14 protein-coding genes are annotated in these 18689 nt (G+C 71.5%); 7 read left to right on the plus strand and 7 right to left on the minus strand.

Annotation, left to right across the window (positions count from 1 at the left end; genetic code table 11):
- Positions 1-6: 6 nt before the first annotated feature.
- Positions 7-1218: an RNA-guided endonuclease InsQ/TnpB family protein gene (locus ACZ4AA_RS31215; RefSeq protein WP_467610156.1), complete on the minus strand. Its 1212-nt coding sequence runs from the start codon at positions 1216-1218 to the stop codon at positions 7-9.
- 155 nt (positions 1219-1373) lie between these two features.
- On the opposite strand from ACZ4AA_RS31215, the gene ACZ4AA_RS31220 reads away from it, so the two are divergent.
- The 6 genes from ACZ4AA_RS31220 (at position 1374) to ACZ4AA_RS31245 (ending at position 11854) form a co-directional block, all read left to right on the plus strand.
- Positions 1374-4565 carry a type I polyketide synthase gene (locus tag ACZ4AA_RS31220; RefSeq protein WP_467610158.1) on the plus strand — a complete coding sequence of 1064 codons (3192 nt, stop codon included), beginning with the start codon at positions 1374-1376 and terminating at the stop codon, positions 4563-4565.
- A 199-nt stretch (positions 4566-4764) separates the two neighbouring features.
- Complete coding sequence (locus ACZ4AA_RS31225; RefSeq protein WP_467610161.1) at positions 4765-8172, plus strand: AMP-binding protein; 3408 nt, start codon at positions 4765-4767, stop codon at positions 8170-8172.
- Between the two features lie 201 nt (positions 8173-8373).
- Positions 8374-9732: a crotonyl-CoA carboxylase/reductase gene (gene ccrA, locus ACZ4AA_RS31230; RefSeq protein WP_467610163.1), complete on the plus strand. Its 1359-nt coding sequence runs from the start codon at positions 8374-8376 to the stop codon at positions 9730-9732.
- Between the two features lies 1 nt (position 9733).
- Positions 9734-10723, plus strand: a complete 990-nt coding sequence (locus tag ACZ4AA_RS31235) for a 3-oxoacyl-ACP synthase III family protein (RefSeq protein ID WP_467610166.1) — start codon at positions 9734-9736, stop codon at positions 10721-10723.
- Positions 10720-11604 carry a 3-hydroxybutyryl-CoA dehydrogenase gene (locus ACZ4AA_RS31240; protein ID WP_467610169.1) on the plus strand — a complete coding sequence of 295 codons (885 nt, stop codon included), beginning with the start codon at positions 10720-10722 and terminating at the stop codon, positions 11602-11604. Before ACZ4AA_RS31235 ends, ACZ4AA_RS31240 begins: the two co-directional genes overlap by 4 nt.
- A gap of 46 nt (positions 11605-11650) precedes the next feature.
- Positions 11651-11854 carry a hypothetical protein gene (locus tag ACZ4AA_RS31245; RefSeq protein WP_467610172.1) on the plus strand — a complete coding sequence of 68 codons (204 nt, stop codon included), beginning with the start codon at positions 11651-11653 and terminating at the stop codon, positions 11852-11854.
- Positions 11855-12070: 216 nt separating this feature from the next.
- Here ACZ4AA_RS31245 and ACZ4AA_RS31250 read toward each other — a convergent pair whose 3' ends face one another.
- From ACZ4AA_RS31250 to ACZ4AA_RS31265, 4 genes are all read right to left on the minus strand, one after another.
- The gene (locus ACZ4AA_RS31250) at positions 12071-12544 is read right to left on the minus strand and encodes a nuclear transport factor 2 family protein (protein WP_467610175.1); all 474 of its coding nucleotides are present in this window, start codon (positions 12542-12544) and stop codon (positions 12071-12073) included.
- Between the two features lie 263 nt (positions 12545-12807).
- Positions 12808-13563, minus strand: coding sequence for a thioesterase II family protein (locus ACZ4AA_RS31255; protein ID WP_467610177.1), 756 nt, complete (start codon positions 13561-13563; stop codon positions 12808-12810).
- Positions 13564-13651: 88 nt separating this feature from the next.
- A complete protein-coding gene (locus ACZ4AA_RS31260) occupies positions 13652-15169 on the minus strand; it encodes an FAD-dependent monooxygenase (protein WP_467610181.1) in 1518 nt (505 codons plus the stop codon).
- Positions 15170-15479: 310 nt separating this feature from the next.
- Positions 15480-15890, minus strand: coding sequence for a hypothetical protein (locus ACZ4AA_RS31265; RefSeq protein ID WP_467610183.1), 411 nt, complete (start codon positions 15888-15890; stop codon positions 15480-15482).
- A 479-nt stretch (positions 15891-16369) separates the two neighbouring features.
- Here ACZ4AA_RS31265 and ACZ4AA_RS31270 point away from each other — a divergent pair, with 479 nt between their 5' ends.
- A complete protein-coding gene (locus tag ACZ4AA_RS31270; RefSeq protein WP_467610185.1) occupies positions 16370-17947 on the plus strand; it encodes an acyl-CoA carboxylase subunit beta in 1578 nt (525 codons plus the stop codon).
- A gap of 10 nt (positions 17948-17957) precedes the next feature.
- Here the strand turns inward: ACZ4AA_RS31270 and ACZ4AA_RS31275 are convergent, their stop codons facing one another.
- Both ACZ4AA_RS31275 and tnpA read right to left on the minus strand, forming a co-directional pair.
- Positions 17958-18356 (minus strand): VOC family protein, encoded by a 399-nt coding sequence (locus tag ACZ4AA_RS31275; protein ID WP_467610188.1) that lies wholly within the window; start codon positions 18354-18356, stop codon positions 17958-17960.
- A gap of 103 nt (positions 18357-18459) precedes the next feature.
- On the minus strand, positions 18460-18689 hold a 230-nt coding region (gene tnpA, locus ACZ4AA_RS31280), incomplete at its 5' end, for an IS200/IS605 family transposase (protein ID WP_467610191.1).

Consider the following 18689-nt stretch of genomic DNA (forward strand, 5'->3'; position numbering starts at 1 on the left):
CTCCACCTACAGCTGGGAGGTTCCGGCGGTCGCCCGCTGGGCTTCCTGCTTCACCGACGACCGCCCCGTCCGGGAGGATTCCCGTTGAGGTCTTACACCGTCTCCACAGGCAGACGCCGCCAGCCCGGCGGCCAGAATGTTGCGTGCTGCGTTCACGTCGCGGTCGTGCGCGGACCCACAGGTGGAGCATGTCCACGTGCGGACGTTCAGCGACAGTTTCCCGCGGGCCGTGCCGCAGCCACTGCACAGCCGGCTCGACGGGAACCAGCGGTCGATCACCACGAGTTCGCGCCCGTACCAGGCGCACTTGTACTCCAGCATGGAGCGGAGTTCCGTCCACGAAGCATCCGCAATGGCGCGCGCCAGGCGGTTGTTCTTCAGCAGGTTGCGGACGGCGAGGTCCTCGATCGCGACCGTTTGGTTCTCACGGACGAGACGAGTCGACAGTTTGTGCAGGAGGTCCCGGCGCCGGTCGGCGATCCGGGCGTGGACGCGGGCGACCCTCACGCGGGCCTTGGCCCGATTGCTCGAGCCCTTGACCTTCCGCGACAGCTCCCGCTGCGCACGGGCCAGCCGGGCGCGGTCACAGCGCTCGTGCTTGGGGTTGGCGATTTTCTCCCCGGTGGACAGGGTCACCAGGGAGAAGATCCCTGCGTCGATTCCGACAGCCGCCGTCGTGGCGGGTGCTGGGGCGATGGCGTCCTTGCACAGCAGGGAGACGAACCAGCGGCCCGCGCTGTCACGGGACACGGTCACCGTCGTCGGCTCCGCTCCTGTGGGCAAGGGACGCGACCAGTGGATGTCCAGAGGTCCGGCCGTCTTGGCCAGCGTCAGTTTCCCCTTGCGCCATGTGAAAGCGCTGCGGGTGTACGAAGCCGACGCGCGGGACTTTTTCCGCGACTTGTAGCGCGGGTACCGGGTCCGCTTGGCAAAGAAATTGTTGAACGCCGTCTGCAGATGTCTCAGGGCCTGTTGGAGCGGGACAGAGGACACCTCGGTCAGGAAGGCCAGTTCCTCGGTCCGCTTCCACCGCGTCAGCGCAGCAGACGACTGGGCGAAGGAGATCCGGCGCTGCTCGCTGTTCCAGGCTCGGGTGCGCTCTTCCAACGCCCGGTTGTACACCAGGCGGACGCAACCGAACGTGCGCGACAGCTCAGCCGCCTGCTCGGCAGTGGGGTAGAAGCGGTACTTGAAAGCCCGCCTGACCTGTTGGGTCACACCTCACACGCTATCAACTCTCTTGTGTGTGAGGCGTATAAGCCGACGCTTGGCCGTCGAACCACTCTGTCGACGATGCGCGTTTTCCCGCCTTGCTCCGCTGGAGCTTTGTCTTCCCGGCCGGTAGGCCGGAGCATTCCCGAAGGGACGATCTGATGACCAACTCCGCGGAACGCACGGCGGACGGCGCGGACCGGGTCCAGCGGGCACTGCGCACCCTCCTGGAGGAACGCGACCGCCTCCGGCAGGAGAACGACGCCCTCAAGACCGGCCGCGGCGAGCCGATCGCCGTGGTGGCCATGGCATGCCGCTACCCCGGAGGCGTGACGACCCCCGAGGAACTGTGGGACGTGGTCCGCGAGGGCCGCGACGTCATCACCGACTTCCCCGACGACCGCGGCTGGCGCGACGTCTACGACCCCGACCCCGACGCCACCGGCCACGCCTACACCCGCCAGGGCGGCTTCCTGGCCGACGTCGCCGGCTGGGACGCCGACTTCTTCGGCACCAGCCCCCGCGAGGCCCTCGCCGTCGACCCGCACCACCGCCTGCTCCTGGAGACCTCCTGGGAGGCCTTCGAACGGGCCGGGATCGTCCCCGCCGACGTCCGCGGCTCGGAGGTCGGCGTCTTCTCCGGAGTCAGCTCCTCCGAGTACGGATGGCGCTTCCTGGAAGGCGGCCAGAAGGACCTGGAGGGCTACCTGCTCTACGGCAGCGCCCTGAGCGTCGCCTCCGGCCGCGTGGCCTACGAACTGGGCCTGACCGGGCCCGCGGTCTCGGTGGACACCGCCTGCTCCTCCTCCCTGGTCGCCCTCCACCTGGCCGTGCAGTCCCTGCGCTCGGGGGAGTGCTCCCTGGCCCTGGCCGGCGGAGCCCTGGTGATGGCCACACCCGCCATGTTCGTGGAGTTCTCCCGCCAGGGCGCCCTCTCGCCCGACGGCCGCTGCAAGGCCTTCGCCGACGGCGCCGACGGCACCGGCTGGGCCGAGGGCGTGGGCGTGCTCCTCCTGGAGCGGCTGTCCGACGCCCGCCGCAACAACCACCCGGTGCTCGCCGTCGTCCGCGGCACCGCGGTCAACCAGGACGGCGCCAGCAACGGGCTCACCGCCCCCAACGGCCGCGCCCAGGAGAAGGTGATCCGCAAGGCCCTGGCGAACGCGGGCGTCACCCCCGCCCAGGTGGACCTGGTCGAGGCCCACGGCACCGGCACCGTCCTCGGCGACCCCATCGAGGCCGGCGCGCTGCTGGCCACCTACGGCCACGACCGGGACCAGGACAGACCGCTGTGGCTGGGCTCCCTGAAGTCCAACCTCGGACACGCCCAGGCCGCCGCCGGCGTCGGCGGGGTCATCAAGACCGTGATGGCCATGCGCCACGGCCACCTGCCCAAGACCCTGCACGTCAGTGAGCCCTCGCACCATGTCGACTGGACCGCGGGCGCGGTCCGGGTCCTGGCCGAGGGCCGCGCCTGGCCCCGCGACGACGGCCCCCGGCGGGCCGGGGTGTCCTCGTTCGGCGTCAGCGGCACCAACGCGCACGTCGTCCTGGAGGAGGCCCCGCAAGAGCAGGAGCAGGAGCAGGAGCAAGCGCTGGCGCAGGAGCTGGCGGCGCAGCCGGGGGAGCGGTCGCGGGGGCCGGCGGACGGGCGCGCCCCGGACGCGGGTGTCGTCGGCGGCCTGGTGCCCTGGACCGTGTCCGGCAGAACCGCCAAGGCCCTGCGCCAACAGGCCGCCAAACTCCGCGACTTCGCCGCCTCCGGCACCGGCCTGGACCTCGCCGCGGCCGGCTGGTCACTGCTGACGGACCGCTCGCGCTTCGAGCACCGCGCGGTGGTCCTTGGCCGCACCAAGGATGAACTCCTCGGCGCGCTCACGGCGTTGAGCAACGAAGCGGAGTCCGCCGCGGTGGTCACCGGCACCGCGGGCGACCTCGGCGGCGTCGCCTTCATGTTCCCCGGACAGGGCTCCCAGTGGGTCGGCATGGGCCGCGAACTGTACGCGGCCTTCCCCGTCTTCGCGCGGAGCATGGACGCGTGCGCGGCCGCCCTGGCCGAGTGGACCGACTGGTCACTGCTCGACGTGATCCGCGCGGCCGACGGCGCACCGTCCCTGGACCGGGTCGACGTGGTCCAGCCGGCCCTGTTCTCGGTGATGGTGTCCCTGGCCGCCCTGTGGCGGTCCTGGGGCGTGAAGCCGTCCGCGGTGATCGGCCACAGCCAGGGCGAGATCGCCGCCGCCCACGTGTGCGGCGCGCTGTCCCTGCGGGACGCCACCAAGATCGTGGCACTGCGCAGCAAGGCCCTGGTGGAACTGATCGGGCACGGCGGGATGGCGTTCGTCGCCGAGTCCGAAGCGGTGGTGCAGCAGCACCTGGAACCGTGGAGCGAGCGGATCAGCGTCGCCGTGGTCAACGGGCCCCGCTCGGTGGTGGTCTCCGGAGAACCCGACGCGCTCGACGCGTTCATCGAGAAGATGAAGGCCGACGGCGCCCAGGCCCAGCGCATCAAGGTCGACTACGCCTCGCATTCCCATCAGGTGACCCGCGTACGGGACACGGTGATCGGCGCACTGTCCGACGTGAGCCCGCAATCCTCGGAACTGCCTTTCTATTCCACCCTGTACGGCGAAATCATCGACACCGCACGGCTCGACGCCGACTATTGGTACAACAACCTGCGCGAAAAGGTCCGCTTCGAATCCTCCGTACGGCAACTGGCCGCCGACGGACACCGGGTGTTCGTCGAGATGAGCCCGCACCCCGTCCTGACCGTCCCCGTGCAGGAGATGACCGAGGACCTCGACGACGCGCTGGTCCTGTCCTCCTCGCGGCGCGGCCGGGGCGAGGTGGAGGCCGTCCTCACCTCACTGGCCACCCTCCACACCCGGGGCGGAAACGTGGACTGGGACGCCCTGTTCACCACCCGCCGGCGCGTCGACCTGCCGACCTACGCCTTCCAGCGCCGGCGGTACTGGCTGAGCTCGGCGCCCACCGCGGCCGTGGCGGCCGAGACCCCGATGCAGGAGCCGCCGCCGGTGGCCGACGACCAGGCCGTTCCGCTGCCGCAGCGGATCGTGGCACTCGTCCCCGACGACGCCCAGGCCCTCGTCCTGGACCATGTCCTGGAACGGGTCGCCGTCGTGCTGGGACATCCCTCCGGTGAATCCATCGACCCCGACGGCGAGTTCACGAAGATCGGCTTCGACTCGATGCTGTCGGCCGACCTGAGCAAACGCCTGACCGCCTCGACCGGCCTGAAACTGCGCCCGAACGTGGTGCTGCGCCACCCCTCCCCGCGGCTGATCGCCCGGCACATCGTCTCCTCGCTGGCCAAGCCCGCGGCACGCTGAACGGCCGGGCGATCCACCCGGCCGCTCCCTTTGAAAATGTCCCGCCGGCGGGACACCGCAAGCCCGAAAGCGGCTTGTCCCGCCCCCGTACCAAGTTGTCTTGACCTGCTGATTCACCTTCCGTGAAGGTGGGGTGATCCGCGAATTCCTCCGATTCCCTGACCTGTTTTCGGACCTGTTCTCCAAGGGGTTGATCCGTGTGCGTGCATTCGCTGCTTCGTCCGCGCATAAAGGACTGTGGCTGGCGGAGGAAATGTCTGCCGACACACTGAACCACGCACTGACCATGTGGGACGTGGACGGTGAACTGGACCCGGCCGTCATGGAATCCGCGTTCCTGCACGTGCTGGACGAGGCCGAGGTCCTGCGCGTCACCTTCGCCGACGACGGCCAGGGACTGCGCCTGACGCCGCGCGAACTGGGGGACTGGCGGCCCTTCTACCTGGACCTGTCCGCCGCCGCCGACCCCGAGCAGGCGGCGCGCGAGGCGCTGGCCGACCTGATCCGCAAGCCCTTCGACCTCGGACACGACCTGCTGTTCCGGACGGGCGTCATCACCCTCGCACCGGCCCGCTCCCTGGTGGTGATCGCCTACCACCACCTCGTCTCGGACGGGTACGGCACCGGCGGCCTGCTCTCCCGGCGCCTCGCCGAGGTCTACACGGCGCTGGCCCGCGGCGAGGAGGTCCCCGCCCCGGCGCACCCCTGGGACGCCGAGTCCTTCACCGCCGAGACCGCCGACTACCTCGCCTCCCCGCAGTTCACCGAGGACACCGGCTTCTGGCGCGACTACCTCGCCGACGCCCCCGCCCCCGCACGGATCCCGCGCGTCGCACTGTCCGGCACCGAGCGCGCCGCACTCGCCGAACCGATGAGCAGCGCCGACCGCTGGGGCGAACTGACCGAGCCCATCGGCATGGTCAGCCGCACCCTGACCGTCCCGCGCGCCGAGGCCGACGCCTGGACCGAGGCGGCCAAGGCCATGGGCGTGTGGACGTCCACGATGCTGACCACCGCCGCGGCCGTGTACGTCCGCCACCGCTGCGACCGCCCCGAGTTCCTGCTCTCCCTCGCCGTCGGCAACCGTGCCGGCGTCGCGAGCAGGACCCCCGGCCTCGCGGTCAACGTCGTCCCCGTACGCGTGAAGGTCCCGCTGCACGCCACCTTCACCGACCTGGCCGACGCCGTGGTCGACGAGACGTACGAGATCTCCGGCCACACCGCTTGCCACTACTCCGACATCCAGCGCGCGAGCGGAACCGCCCTGAGCGACCGCGGCAGCTTCGGCGCCGTCATGAACGTCGTCGAGTTCGTCGAGCAGCTCCGCTTCGGCGACCTCCCGGCCCGCTACCTCGGCGGAACCACCGGCTCCTTCGACGAACTGTCGATCGGCGTCTACACCGACGGCGGCGCCGACAGCGACCTCTACATCCGCCTCGACGCCCCCGCACACCTCTATGACCGGGCCGAACTGCGGTTCATCGGCGAGGAGTTGATCGCCCACATCCGGGCCGTGGCGGCCGACGGCGAACAGTGCGCCGGCGCACCCGACACCCTCACCGGCGCCCGGCGGGAGCGGGTACTGACGGCACCGAACGACACCGACACCCCCCTCCCGGCACTGACGGTCCCTCAACTCTTCGCGCAGCGCGTGCGGTCGGCCCCCGACGCCGTCGCCCTGGAATCCGGCGACCTCACCCTCACCTACCGGGAACTGGACGAGCGCTCGAACCGTCTGGCCGACGCCCTGCGCGGCCACGGCGTCGGCCCCGACACGGTCGTGGCGGTGGCGCTGGAACGGTCGGCGGACCTGGCCGTCGCCCTGCTCGGCACGGTGAAGGCGGGCGGGGCCTACCTGCCCCTCGACCCGGCGCTGCCCGCGGCCCACGCCAAGCTCGTGGCCGGCGACGCCGCCGCACACGCCCTGCTCACCGACGCCACGACCGCCCGGACGCTCTCCGCGGGCCTGGGGATCCCGGCACTCGTACTCGCCGACCTCGCCGACCTCGCCGACGCGACCGCCGAGACCGAGACGACGAGCGCCGCGACCAAGACCGCGACTGCCGAGACCACTGGTGCCGCGGCCTCGACCGCCTCGACCGAGACCTCGACCACCGAGACCTCGGCCACCGAGACCACGGGCGCCGTCACCGAGACCACGACCACGACCGCGGCCGCGACCCCCGGCGATGGCGCCCCGGCCGCCCCGAACTCGCACCTGCTCTCGCGTCCGCTTCCGCACCCGGACAACCTCCTTGCCGTGACGCCCGCTTCACCGGCGACCGCCGCCCCCGCCGCGGTCGGCATCACGCACCGCAACCTGGCCCGGCTCGCCCTGGACCGCACCTGGGCGGACGCCACCCGCGGCGCTGTGCTGTGGCACACCCCGGCCACCTCCGACGCCCTCGCCCTCGAACTGTGGGCGCCCCTGCTGAACGGCGGCCGCGTGGTCGTCGCCGCTCCCGGCGAACTCGACGCCGACGCCCTGACCCGGGCACGTACGGCGCACGGCGTCACCGCCGTATGGCTGCCCGCCGGCCGGTTCACGTCGATCGCCGCCCAGCGCCCCGCCGCTCTGGCCGGACTGCGCGAGGTGTTCACCGGCGGCGACCGCGTGCCCGCGGCCGCACTGCGCCGCATCCGCCGGGCCTGCCCCGAGCTGACCGTCGTGACCGGCCACGGCCCCACGGAAGCCGGTCCGTTCGCCGCGACCGGCCGCCTGACCCCGGACCGACCGGAACGCGGCGCGGGCACCCTGGGCCGCCCGGCGGACAACACCCGCCTCTACGTCCTGGGCCCGGGCCTGGCCCCCGTCCCCGCAGGCGTCACCGGCGAGCTGTACGTGGCCGGGGCCGGTGTGGCGCGCGGATACCTGGGCCGGCCCGCCCGCACCGCGGAGCGCTTCGTCCCCTGCCCCTTCGGCCCTCCCGGCGCCCTGATGTACCGCACCGGCGACCGGGTGCGCTGGGGTGCCGAGGGCCGGATCGAGCATGTCGCCGACGCCGGTACCCAGGCCGACGTACGCGGTGTCCGCGTCGATCCGGCCGAGGTCGAGGAGGTGCTCTCCGAGCACGACGCCCTGGCCCACGTGGTCGTCGCCGCCGGGCCGGACGACACCGGGCAGCAGCGCCTGGTGGCCTACGTCGTCCCGGTGAACGGCCGGACCGTGTCCGCCGACGAACTGCGCACGTTCGCCGCGAAACGGCTTCCGGAGTCCCTGGTCCCGGCCCTGTTCACCGTGCTGGAGCACCTGCCGGTGACGGCGGCCGGCCGGGTCGACCGGGCGGCGCTGCCCGAGCCCGTCACCGAGCCGGACACCTACCGCGCACCGCGCAACGACACCGAACGGATCCTCGCCGAGGCGTTCGCCGAGGTCCTCGAGCTGGACCGGGTCGGCATCGACGAGGACTTCTTCGACCTCGGCGGCAACTCGCTGCGCGCGATCCGCCTGGTCGGCCTGATCCGGGCGGAGCTCAAGCAGGAGGTGTCCATCCGCCGCCTGTTCGCGGCGCGGACCGTCATCGGCCTGTCGGACATGTGGAAGGACCTCGGCCGGTCCAGCAGGCCGAGCCTGAGCAGGCGCACGAAGGAGGGCGCGGTCCTCTGACGCCGGGGGCCTCCGATGCCTGGGTCTCCGACACCGGGAGCCCTGCGGCGCCGGGGGCCTGGCGTCAGGGGCCTGCGGCGCCGGGCGCGGCCCGGCCCGGCCCGGTCAGCACGGTTCGGCACGGCAGGGCGGCGTTCTCGCCTTCGGCCGGTCTCAGGTCGAGAAGGCGTTCGGCACGGCGGAAGGCGAAGGAAACGAATCATGGACTCTCTGACACAGGCCCTGCTGTCCGGGGCCGGCCCGGACGAACTCGGGCGGCACGAACTCCCCTCGACCTACGAGGCGGCGCACCTGCTCGCCGCGGACCTCGGCATGTTCGACGGCGTGGCGGACAACGACGTCCGCAAGTCGCTGCACGTCGGACAGGTCCCCATGCCGGACATCGCGCCGGACGAGGTGGTCGTCGCCGTCATGGCGAGCTCCATCAACTACAACACCGTGTGGTCGGCGACGTTCGAGCCGGTGCCCACCTTCGAGTTCCTCAAGCGCGGCGCCCGCCAGGGCGGTTGGGCCGCCCGCCACGACCTGCCCTACCACCAGGTCGGCTCGGACGCCTCCGGTGTCGTCGTCCGCGCCGGTGCCGGGGTGCGGCACTGGAAGCCGGGCGACCACGTCGTCGTCAGCTGCGTCCAGGTCGACGAACAGGAACCGGCGACCCACGCCGACGCCATGCTCGGCTCGGGACAGAAGATCTGGGGCTACGAGACCAACTTCGGCTCCCTGGCCCACTACGCGGTGGTCCGCGCCAGCCAACTCCTGCCCAAACCGGCCCACTTGACGTGGGAGGAGTCGGCGGGCGTGCTGCTGACCGCGGCGACCTCCTACCGGATGCTCGTCGGCGACAACGGCGCCCGGATCAAACAGGGCGACATCGTCCTCATCTGGGGCGCCACCGGCGGCCTCGGCGCGTTCGCGGTCCAGATGGTCAAGAACGCCGGCGGCATCGCCATCGGTGTCGTCGGCTCCGAACGCAAGGCCGAGGCACTGCGCCGGCTGGGCTGCGACGTGATCATCAACCGCAACGACATCGGCCTGGGCGGCGACGACGCGCTCACCCCCGAACGCACCATCGAACTGGGCAAACGGCTGGGACGGGAGATCCGCCGGCAGGTCGGCGAGGACCCGCACGTCGTCTTCGACTACGTCGGCCGGGCCACGTTCGGGATCTCGGTGTTCGTCGTGCGCAAGGGCGGCACCGTCGTCACCTGCGGCTCCAGCACCGGCTACGACCACCACTTCGACAACCGCTACCTGTGGATGAACCTCAAACGGATCATCGGCAGCCACGCCGCCAACCTCCAGGAACAGGCCGAGTGCAACCGCCTCTTCCAGCTCGGCCACCTCTCACCCGTCCTGTCCGAGGTCTTCCCCCTCGACGACGTGGGCGAGGCCGCACGACGGGTCCAGAACAACCAGCACATCGGCAAGGTCGGCGTCCTGTGCCTGGCCCCCGGGGAAGGACTCGGCGTCACCGACCCCGCACTGCGCGAAAGGATCGGCGCCGACCGCCTCAACCCGCTGCGCCGCCACGGCACACCGCGCCCGGCGGAGGTGTCGTGACATGGGCATCGGCATACTCTCCACCGGCTCCTACCTGCCCAAGCACGAGGTCGGCAACGAGGAGATCGCCGAGCGCGTCGGCGTCAGCGCGGAATGGATCGAACGCAAGACACAGATCAGGTCCCGGCGCTACGCCGCCGACCACGAGGCGACCTCCGACCTGGCCGTCCAAGCGGGCGAACGCGCCCTGGAACAGGCCGGACTGACGACAGATCAGATCGACCACATCATCGTCTCGACCTCCACCGGCGACTTCCCGCAGCCCCCCACCTCCTACCTGGTCCAGCACGGCCTCGGCGCCTACGGCGCGGCCTGCCTCGACATCAACGTCGTATGCAGCGGCTTCGTCTACGCCCTGAACCTGGCCCACAGCCTGGTGAGCGTGAACCCCGCCGCCCGCGTCCTGGTGATCGGCGCCGACGTCTACTCACGGATCCTGGACTTCACCGACCACAGGACCGCGATCCTGTTCGCCGACGGCGCCGGCGCCGCGATCGTCGGCACGGTCCCCGACCCGTACGGGATCATCGCCACCGACCTGTCCAGCCGCGGCGACGCGCACCATCTGATCCGCGTCGAGGCCGGCGGCAGCCGCAGGCCCGCCTCCGCCGCGACCGTCGCCGAGGGCGCCCACTACTTCAGGATGGACGGCCGCGGCGTACGGGACTTCGTCGCCGAACACGTCCCGCCCGCACTCCTGGCCCTCACCCGCAGGGCCGGCGTCGACATCGGCGCGGTCGACCACTTCGTACCGCACCAGGCCAACGGCGTGATGCTCGGCGAGGTCGTCGAACGCGCCGGCCTGGGCACCGCACAGACCCACCGCACGCTCATCAGATACGGCAACGTCGGCAGCGCCTCCGTACCGGTCGCCCTCGACGAGGCCAACCGCACCGGCGCGCTCCGCCAGGGAGACCTGGTCCTGCTCGCCGGATTCGGCGGCGGCATGTCGATCGGAGCGACACTTCTGAACTGGGGGAGACAGGCATGACCACGTCCACGCAGCACACCACCACCGGCATCGAACGGGTGGGCGTCGCCGGCAGCGGCATCATGGGCACCGGCATCGCCGAACTGTGCGCGAAGCGCGGTCTCGACGTGAAGGTCGCGGTGTTCTCCGAGACCTCCCTTCTCACCGCACCGCAGCGCCTGGCCGCCTCCCTGGAACGGGCCGTGACCAAGGGCAGACTGACCCCGCAGGAACGCGACGCGGCCCTGGACCGGGTGTCGTTCACCCGCGACCTCGCCGACCTCGCGGACCGCCAGCTGGTCGTCGAGGCCGTCAAGGAGGACGAGCAGCTCAAACGGGACCTGTTCGCCACCCTCGACAAGACCGTCGAGGACCCGGACGCCATCCTGGCCACCAACACCTCCTCCCTGCCCGTCGCACGGCTCGCCTCCGCCACCCGGCGCCCCGGCCAGGTCCTCGGCATCCACTTCTTCAACCCCGTGCCCGCACTGCCCCTGGTCGAGCTCGTCCCCTCCGTCCTGACGGACGACACGGTCGCCGAACGGGCCCTGGTCTTCGTCCGCGACACCCTCGGCAAGCAGCCGATCGCCTCCCCCGACCGGGCCGGCTTCCTCGTCAACGCCCTGCTGTTCCCCTACCTGCTCTCCGCGATCCGCATGGTCGAGTCGGGCCTCGCGACCGCCGAGACCATCGACCAGGGCATGACACAGGGCTGCGCCCACCCCATGGGCCCCCTGCGCCTGGCCGACCTCATCGGCCTGGACACCACCGTCTCCATCGCCCAGGCCATGTACGAGGAGTACAAGGAGCCCCTCTACGCGCCCCCGCCCCTGCTGCTGCGCATGGTCGAGGCCGGCCTCCTGGGCAAGAAGACCGGCCGGGGCTTTCACACGTACGCCTGAGCCCTGCCGGGCGCTAGGCTGCGCGGAGAGTCCTTCAGGGGGTGCCATGGCGAAGGTGACGATCAGCCTGGACAGCGATCTGGCGATCGAGGTCATGCTGCTGGCCGGTACGAGAAGTCCGCAGGACGCCGTCGAGCTGATCGTCCGGGACTATCTGGCACGCGGCCACCGCACCGAGGCCCGCACCGCCGAGACCACCGACCAGGACCGCCTCGCCGACCGCAGATCAGCCCCGGAAGAGGGCCGCTGAGCGTCCGCCACGCCAAGGGCTGGATCGGATGGAGACTTCACGTCCCTTTCACCGGCGAGGCTGGACCGTGACCGGCCGCCGCCCGCTCCGGGTGCCCGGCCGGGTCGTCATGCGCTGCGGCCAAGGCCACGACGGCTCCCTCTGGCTGCGCACGGGCGGCGCCTGGCTGCGCATCGAAGCATGAGTACCCCCGCCGGAGGTACACGCTCGCGTCGCTCAGTCCTGGGCTGCCGCGTCAAGCCGCTCGGTCGGTCCGGCGAAGGCCAGATACAAGGACCGGGAGCTGAGGAGCCAACGGCCTTCGACCTTGCGGAACGCGTCCTCGTAGTGGCCGACCTGCGTCGGCGCTCGCGGGGGCGCGAAGCCGCCGGTGTGTCCGTCGACCCGGTAGGTCGTGAAGTACGTGGTCGCGGTGGCTGTCGCCGCGGAGGTGACGGAGACGAGGATGTTCGTGCAGATCCGGCGCGAGAGCCGGTCCGCGGGCCGGCCGGCGAAATACGACCGGAGCGCGTCACGGCCCTGAATCCGGCGGTCGCCTTCCTTCCACTCCCACAGCCCGCCTTCCGTGAACAGATCGGCGACGTCGCCCGGATCACCGAGGTCGAGCGTGTGGACGAACTCGATGACGAGGCGTTCGCAGGCCCGCTCGGCAAGCAGACGGTCCGTGGGATCCAGCGCTTCGGTAGCCATCCCCCTGTCATATCAGGACGATCAAGACCACCGCGACCGCGTTTTGCCGGTCAGGGTGACTCCCGAACGTGCCGGTCGGACGGAGAACGGGTCGTCGAACCCGGCGATGCTCGTGTCCGGGCCGAACTCTGCAGCCGCCGGGGGCTGCGGTTCCAGATCCCCTGCCGCGCCGCGGCAGGGCCCGGACCGCCGCCCCGTCAGGTCCGGCCCGGCCGGGGCGGTATGGCCGATGAAGGCGTGCGCCGGCATCCGCCGGACGCCGGTCAGGAAACCGTGGCCCCGGTGAGCAGGTCCTCCGTGATCGCGGTGGTGAGTCGGTCGAGCTGGTCGAAGAGGTAGAAGTGGCCGCCGGGGAACACCTTCACCGTGAAGTCGCCGGTGGTGTGCTCCCGCCAGGTGTGGGCGTCCTGGACCGACGCGATCGGGTCGCTGTCCCCGATCAGGGCGGTCACCGGGGCCGTGAGCGGCTCGCCCGCGGTGGCGCGATAGGAGCCCAGGATGCGGTAGTCGGCCCGCAGCGCCGGCAGCACCAGCTCCAGGATGTCGGGATCGTCGAGCATGGACTGGTCGGTGCCGCCCAGCCGCCGCACCTCGGCCAGCATGTCCGCGTCGTCGTACAGGTCGTACGCGCTGTCACGCAGGTCGGGACCTCCCCGGCCGGAGAAGAACACCCGCTGCGGGGCGGGCAGTTGACGCCGGGCCAGCAGTCGGGCCGTCTCGAACGCCACCAGCGAGCCCATGCTGTGCCCGAACAGGGCGTACGGCCGCCCGTCCGCGGCCAGTTCACCGGCCAGCTCCTCCGTCACCGCCTCCGCGAGCGGGGCCAGCGCGGTGAACGGCTCCTCGCGGTAGCGGTCCTGGCGCCCCGGGTACTGCACGCACAGCACGTCGATGTCCGGGTGCAGCGCGCGCGCCAGGTCCTTGAACGCCGTCGCGGAGCCCCCCGCGTGCGGGAAGCACACGAGCCGCGGTCCGTCCGCCGCGGTCGTGGTGAAGCGTCGCAACCACGTGCTGTTCACGATGAGTTGTCCCTTCGTCGGGTCGTCACGGCCGGTCCCGCCCGCTGACGGGATCCGGCCGGTCGTTCGTTTCGGGCAAGGGGGTCGCTCAGCCCTGAAGGGCCGGGCCGAACCAGGTCTCCAGGGCGGCCGTGAGCGCGCCGGTGTCGGGTGCGGCGTCGTCCTCGGCAGCCCAGGCGACATGGCCGTCGGGACGGATCAGGAGCGCGGCCGGTGCGGGGATCTCGCCGAGGGCCGGGACGATCCAGGTCTCGTCCTCGCTGCGCGCCTCGACGACGTCCACCCGGCCGGCCCAGCCCGCGGCGGCCGCCGCCGTCCGCGCGGAGCCGGTCAGATCGAGCAGGACCGGGCGGGCGGCGTGCAGCAGCTCATGGACCCGGGTGGCGCCGCCGGAGCCCTTCAGGTCGGCGTCCGGGACCCGGCGGCCGGTCAGCGGGTGGTCGCCGTCGACGGGGTAGCGGATGTCCAGCGCCGTCAGCAGGTGCCGCAGGTACTGGTTGACCTCGTCGAACACCATCAGGGAGCCGAACACCTCGCGCAGCGCGTCCGTCTGCGGTCCGGGACGCACCAGGGCCGACTGCGCCCGGGTGTTGTGCAGCACCCGCTCCCCGACCGGATGCCGCTCGGCGTGATAGGTGTCCAGCAGGCTCTCCGGCGCCCGGCCGCACACCACCGAGCCGAGCTTCCAGCCGAGGTTGACCGCGTCCTGCACGCCCATGTTCAGCCCCTGCCCGCCGGCCGGGAAGTGGATGTGCGCCGCGTCCCCGGCGAGCAGCACCCGCCCCTTGCGGTACCGGTCGGCCTGCCGGGCCGCGTCGTTGAACCGGGAGACCCAGCGCGGGTTGCGCATGCCGAAGTCGGTGCCCGCGACCCGGACCAGGGATTCCCGCAGCCGCTCGAACGTCACGCTCTCCTCGCGGTCGGCGACCCGGTCGAACTCGGAGGTGATCACCCGGTGCCAGCCCGGCTCGAACGCGATCGCCGAGTAGTCGCCGGCGGGCGTGCGCCGCACCCACACGTAGTCCTCGGGCAGACCGGGGAGTTCGACGTCACCGATCAGCGCCGTCATCGTCGCCTCGGTGCCGGGAAAACCGATGCCCGCCAGCCTGCGCACGGTGCTGCGTCCGCCGTCGCAGCCCACCAGATAGCGGGCGCGCAGCGTGACGGGCGCCTCCCGCGCCCCGGTGACCTCGACGCTCACACCGTGCTCGTCCTGGCCGATCCCGCTCACCTCGCACCCGCGGCGCACCTGCACGCCGAGCTCTGCGGCCCACTCCTCCAGGAGCCGCTCGATGGCGGACTGGAGGATCATCAGCGGGTAGGGGTGGCGTGACTCCGACTCGTCGAAGTCGAGGTAGAGGCCGGAGAAATGGCCCACTGGCTGGAGCTGTCCCTCCGCCAGGAAGCGTTCCAGGACGCCGCGCTGGTCCAGTATCTCCAGGGTGCGCGAGTGGATCCCGCCGGCCCGCGACTCGCCCGAGCGCCGCGCGAGCCGCTCGACCACGATCACGTCGGCGCCCGCCAGCCGCAGTTCGCAGGCGAGCATCAGGCCCGTGGGCCCGGCGCCCGCGATCACCACATCCGTGTCCGTGCCGGTGTGTCCCACGTGTGCCCCCTCTTTTTTTGCTGCGCCTGTCACGGCATTGGCCGCCCTCCACGCTCACGCACGCGAAGGAGCGGTTCAAGACAACTCGGCACCGGTACGCGGCTGTCGGCGGGCGCACTTGCCGTGTCCCGCCGGCGGGACACACAGCGCCGGGACACACAGCGCCGGGACACACAGCGCCGGGACACACGACGGCGGGGTGCGCGGTGGTACGCGAAGACACCCTGGCTCCGCCGGAGGTTTCCGCGGCGGAGCCAGGGTGCGATGAGGACGGAGCGGCGCCGGGGGCGTACCGGTGCGGGCCGGTGGGTCAGGCGGCGTCGAGGGCGGCGGTGATCTTGCCGGCGGTCGCGGTGAGGGTGGGGCCGGGCTCGCCCTTGGAGGTACGGGTGGACGCCTCGACGGCGACCAGGACGGTGCTGCGGAAGTTGTCGGCCTCCTCGGGGGCCTGCTTCTTCAGCAGCTGCACGGCGGCGGTCAGGGCGGGCAGGACGCGGTCGGCGATCTCGGCCGCGGACTTGCCGCCCAGGTCCCCGACCGGGGAGGACTTCTCCGCCAGCACATGGCCGACCAGGCCGGTGCCGGTGGTCAGGGCGATGCTGCCCTGGGTGGCCACCTTGTGCGGGGAGTCGGCGCCGGCGGCCGCGGCCATCAGCGTCACGGCGCCGTAGGCGGCGGTCCGCAGGGTGAGCTTGTCCTGGTCGCTGAGGGTGACGGACATGGTGGGGGGCTCCTTCGTGTCGTACGCCGTACCCGGCGTCATTCCGTTTACGCGACACCACTATGACATGTACATGGCATCACGGTGAGCCATGAATGGCACCGAAATGAGCCATGCTGCGACCGCGACCGCGACCGCGACCGCGACCGCGACCGCGACCGCGACCGCGACCGCGACCGCGACGGGCACGGCGACTGCGACAGCGCAACCGGCAGGAAACCCGCCGACGCCCTCGGGGGATGGTGGGGGACACCGGCGGGCCCTTCGGTGCTCCCAGAAGGCTCATGACCGTCCGCATCGGAGCTCACGGCCCCGAGCCTGACACGTTCCACTCGACGCGCCCTGGAGCGCCGCTGGAGCGTCCGGCACGTCCGCGCCCGCCCGTCGTCCGGCGCTCCAACCGGCTTCAAGTCGCCTGACGGACGCTGGCGTTCGGCTCATCGCACGGATGGCTGATCACGACGGCCGGAGGGATCTTCATGACCGCCCTGGACGAAACGCCGGTCGGGCAGCGGCGCGGCACGGTCGCCGAACTCGAGTCCGTACGCGCCCAGATGCGCCGGGGCCCCAGCGACAAGGCCACCGAGACGCAGCACGCCAGGGGCAAGCTCACCGCCCGCGAACGCCTCCAACTCCTCTTCGACGACGGCCGGTTCACCGAGGTCGAGGGACTGCGCAGACACCGGGCGAGCGGCTTCGGCCTGGAGGACAGGCGCCCCTGGACCGACGGCGTCGTCACCGCCTGGGGCCGCGTCTTCGGCCGTACCGTCTTCGCCTACGCCCACGACTTCCGTATCTTCGGAGGCTCCCTCGGCGAGGCCCACGCCGAGAAGATCCACAAGATCATGGACATGGCCGCCACGGCGGGGGCCCCGATCGTGGGCCTGTGCGACGGCGCCGGAGCACGCATCCAGGAAGGCGTGACCGCACTCGCCGGCTACGGCGGCATCTTCCAGCGCAACGTCCGCAACTCCGGCGTCATCCCGCAGATCAGCGTGATGATGGGCCCCTGCGCGGGCGGCGCGGCCTACTCCCCGGCCCTGACCGACTTCGTGTTCATGGTGCGCGGCACCTCGCAGATGTTCATCACCGGCCCCGACGTCGTCCAGGCCGTCACCGGCGAGAAGATCAGCCACGACGAACTCGGCGGCGCCGACGCCCACACCACCCTGTCCGGAGTCGCCCACTTCGCCTACGACGACGAGGAGAGCTGCCTCGCCGACGTCCGCTACCTGCTGTCCTTCCTGCCCGCCAACAACCGCGAACAGCCCCCGTCCGAGCCCGCCGCCGACCGGCCCGACCGGCTCACCCCGGCCCTGCTCGACCTGGTGCCCTTCGACGACAAACGCGTCTACGACATGCGCGCGGTCATCGAGGAGATCGTCGACGGCGGCGACTTCTTCGAGGTGCACGAGGCATGGGCGCCCAACGTCGTGTGCGCCCTGGCCCGGCTGGACGGCCACGCGGTGGGCATCGTCGCCAACCAGCCCGCAGCCCTCGCCGGAGTCCTCGACATCAAGGGCAGCGAGAAGGCCGCCCGCTTCGTGCAGCTGTGCGACGCCTTCAACATCCCGCTGGTGACCCTGGTCGACGTGCCCGGCTTCCTGCCCGGCGTCGGCCAGGAACACGGCGGCATCATCCGGCACGGCGCGAAACTCCTCTACGCCTACTGCAACGCGACCGTCCCCCGTATCCAGCTGATCCTGCGCAAGGCCTACGGCGGCGCCTACATCGTCATGGACTCCCGCTCCATCGGCTCGGACGTGTCACTGGCCTGGCCCGGCAACGAGATCGCGGTCATGGGCGCCGAGGGCGCGGCGGGCGTCGTCTTCCGGCGCGAGATCGCGGCCGCGGACGACCCCGAGGCCGCCCGCGGCCAGCACATCAAGGAGTACCGGGAACAGCTCATGCACCCCTACTACGCCGCCGAACGCGGCCTGGTGGACGACGTCATCGACCCCGCCGAGACCAGGGTCAGACTCATCGACGCCCTCGACATGCTGCGCACCAAGTACGTGGACCAGCCCTCCCGCAAACACGGCAACCAGCCCCAGTGACCCCCTCCGCTCAGCGGGCGAACTTCTCGACGGCCGCCGGGGTGACGGGGGTGAAGAAGTTGACGAGGTTGCCGTCGGGGTCGCGGAACAGCAGCGACCGGTTGCCCCAGAGCATCGTCGTGGGCCCGGCGACGAAGTCGGTGACGAAACCGGCCAGGTCGCGGTGGACGCGGTCCACGTCGTCGACGAGGAACTCGGTGATCACGCTGTGGTTGTCCGCCGGGCGGGCGGAGCCCGGGGCGAACAGCGGAACGGTGCGGGTGCCGGCGATCGCGAGGGTGGCGCCCGAGGTCCTGAGCTCGGCGAAGTCCTCGGTGGCCCACGTCGCCCGCGCCCCCGTGGCCCGCTCGTAGAACGCGACGAGGCGCGCCACGTCGCCGGTGATGATGCGGATCGAGACGAAGTCCATCCCTGATCTTGCGTGGGTATCCCCGGCTTCAGCCGGGGAGGGAAACGCATCCTCGACGCGGAGGAGCGAAGCGCCGGAGTGTTCTTCGTCCTCGTGGTGGCGGTCAGACAGGCCGCTTCTGGCTCTCGATGTACTGACGGATCACAGTCAGCGGCGCTCCGCCACAGGACCCGGCGAAGTAGGAGCGGGACCAGAAGACGGACCCCATGCCGATCCTGTTGATCCGGCCGGTGTACTCCGCCCGCAGGTACCGGGAGCTGACTCCCTTGAGACTGTTGATCAGCTTCGACAGTGCGATCTTCGGCGGGTAGTGCACGAGCAGGTGTACGTGGT

It is taken from the genome of Streptomyces sp. NPDC024698, from assembly GCF_055559015.1.